Source organism: Rhizobium sp. R339, from assembly GCF_002211395.1.
Lineage (GTDB): Bacteria > Pseudomonadota > Alphaproteobacteria > Rhizobiales > Rhizobiaceae > Rhizobium.
Map to the genome: position 1 here is coordinate 1 of NZ_LOKV01000020.1, position 2,500 is coordinate 2,500.

1 tRNA gene and 2 rRNA genes (1 of these 3 cut by a window edge) are annotated in these 2,500 nt (G+C 54.5%); all 3 read right to left on the bottom strand.

From position 1 onward, the window contains the following. Position 1 precedes the first annotated feature (1 nt). Positions 2–78, bottom strand: a tRNA-Met gene (locus ATY76_RS19180). A 105-nt stretch (positions 79–183) separates the two neighbouring features. After that, a 5S ribosomal RNA gene (gene rrf, locus ATY76_RS19185) occupies positions 184–298 on the bottom strand. 186 nt (positions 299–484) lie between these two features. Beyond that, positions 485–2,500: ribosomal RNA gene (locus tag ATY76_RS19190) — 23S ribosomal RNA — on the bottom strand (it continues 870 nt past the right edge of the window).

Consider the following 2,500-nt stretch of genomic DNA (forward strand, 5'->3'; position numbering starts at 1 on the left):
TTGGTTGCGGGGGCAGGATTTGAACCTGCGGCCTTCAGGTTATGAGCCTGACGAGCTACCGGGCTGCTCCACCCCGCGATATTATTTTACAGCAGAAAGGGCCGCTTTTGCGACCCTTTTGTATCGGCTTTGGCCGTAGAGATTTGTGAATGAGAAGATTTCTGAAGAAGTTGCGTTTTGCAGACCTGGCAGCGACCTACTCTCCCGCGTCTTAAGACGAAGTACCATGGGCGCAGGGGCGTTTCACGGCCGTGTTCGGAAAGGGAACGGGTGCAGCCACCCCGCCATAACCACCAGGTCGGCAAAGCGCAACTTTTTGATTTGAGAAGCTGGCGCAGGCCGAAGGCCTGCTTGTTTAAACACGTCGAAGGCTCAAACCGGACAAACACTAGCGTGTTTGCCGGGCCCGTCGCAAAGGCTGACGCCTTTGCTCTGTCGGGACGACCGCTTTGCGGTCGCCCTGAGATGAGCATGAACAATGAGAACGATCAAGCCGATCGAGCTATTAGTACCGGTAAGCTTCATGCGTTGCCGCACTTCCACACCCGGCCTATCAACGTGGTCGTCTTCCACGGCTCTGATAGGGAACACTCGTTTTCAGGTGGGTTTCCCGCTTAGATGCCTTCAGCGGTTATCCCGTCCATATATAGCTACCCTGCTATGCCCTTGGCAGGACAACAGGTCCACCAGAGATATGTCCATCCCGGTCCTCTCGTACTAGGGACAGATCCTGTCAATATTCCTACACCCACGGCAGATAGGGACCGAACTGTCTCACGACGTTCTGAACCCAGCTCACGTACCGCTTTAATTGGCGAACAGCCAAACCCTTGGGACCTGCTCCAGCCCCAGGATGCGATGAGCCGACATCGAGGTGCCAAACAACCCCGTCGATATGGACTCTTGGGGGTCATCAGCCTGTTATCCCCGGCGTACCTTTTATCCGTTGAGCGATGGCCCTTCCACGCGGGACCACCGGATCACTATGACCGACTTTCGTCTCTGCTCGACTTGTCAGTCTCGCAGTCAGGCGGGCTTATGCCATTGCACTCGACGACCGATTTCCGACCGGTCTGAGCCCACCATCGCGCGCCTCCGTTACTCTTTCGGAGGCGACCGCCCCAGTCAAACTACCCACCATACACTGTCCCGGACCCGGATGACGGGCCGCGGTTAGACATCCATGACGATAAGGGTGGTATTTCAAGGATGGCTCCACGGAAACTGGCGTCCCCGCTTCAAAGCCTACCACCTATCCTACACATGCCGACACGAATGCCAGTGTAAAGCTATAGTAAAGGTGCACGGGGTCTTTCCGTCTGACCGCAGGAACCCCGCATCTTCACGGGGAATTCAATTTCACTGAGTCTATGTTGGAGACAGCGGGGAAGTCGTTACGCCATTCGTGCAGGTCGGAACTTACCCGACAAGGAATTTCGCTACCTTAGGACCGTTATAGTTACGGCCGCCGTTTACTGGGGCTTCGATTCAAAGCTTGCACCTCTCCTCTTAACCTTCCAGCACCGGGCAGGCGTCAGACCCTATACGTCGTCTTGCGACTTCGCAGAGCCCTGTGTTTTTGATAAACAGTCGCTACCCCCTGGTCTGTGCCACCCCACAAGAGTTGCCTCATATGGGGTCACGCTTCTTCCGAAGTTACGCGTGCAATTTGCCGAGTTCCTTCAACATAGTTCTCTCAAGCGCCTTGGTATACTCTACCTGACCACCTGTGTCGGTTTCGGGTACGGTCTATACGGTGGAGCTATTTCCTGGAACCGCTCCGCTGCCCTGATAATCCAATAAACCAGAACAACTTGTGCAATCCGTCACTACCACCAGGCCCACGAATATTAACGTGGTTCCCATCGACTACGCGTGTCCGCCTCGTCTTAGGGGCCGGCTAACCCTGCTCAGATTAACTTTAAGCAGGAACCCTTGGTCTTTCGGCGAGAGGGTCTCTCACCCTCTTTATCGTTACTCATGTCAACATTCGCACTTCCGATACCTCCAGGAGCCCTCACGGGTCTCCCTTCATCAGCTTACGGAACGCTCCGCTACCACGTGTATTGCTACACATCCTCAGCTTCGGTGCATGGCTTCAGCCCCGTTACATTTTCGGCGCAAAGACCCTTATTTAGACCAGTGAGCTGTTACGCTTTCTTTAAATGATGGCTGCTTCTAAGCCAACATCCTGGTTGTTTTGGGATCCTCACATCCTTTCCCACTTAGCCATGACTTGGGGACCTTAGCTGGAGGTTAGGGTTGTTGCCCTTTTCACGACGGACGTTAGCACCCGCCGTGTGTCTGCCGAGTAGTACTCCCCGGTATTCGGAGTTTGGTTAGGATCAGTAAGACGGTGAGTCCCCATAGCCCATCCAGTGCTCTACCCCCGGGGGTATTCGCTCGACGCTCTACCTAAATAGATTTCGCGGAGAACCAGCTATTTCCGAGTTTGATTGGCCTTTCACCCCTAGCCACAAGTCATCCCAATCTATTGCAA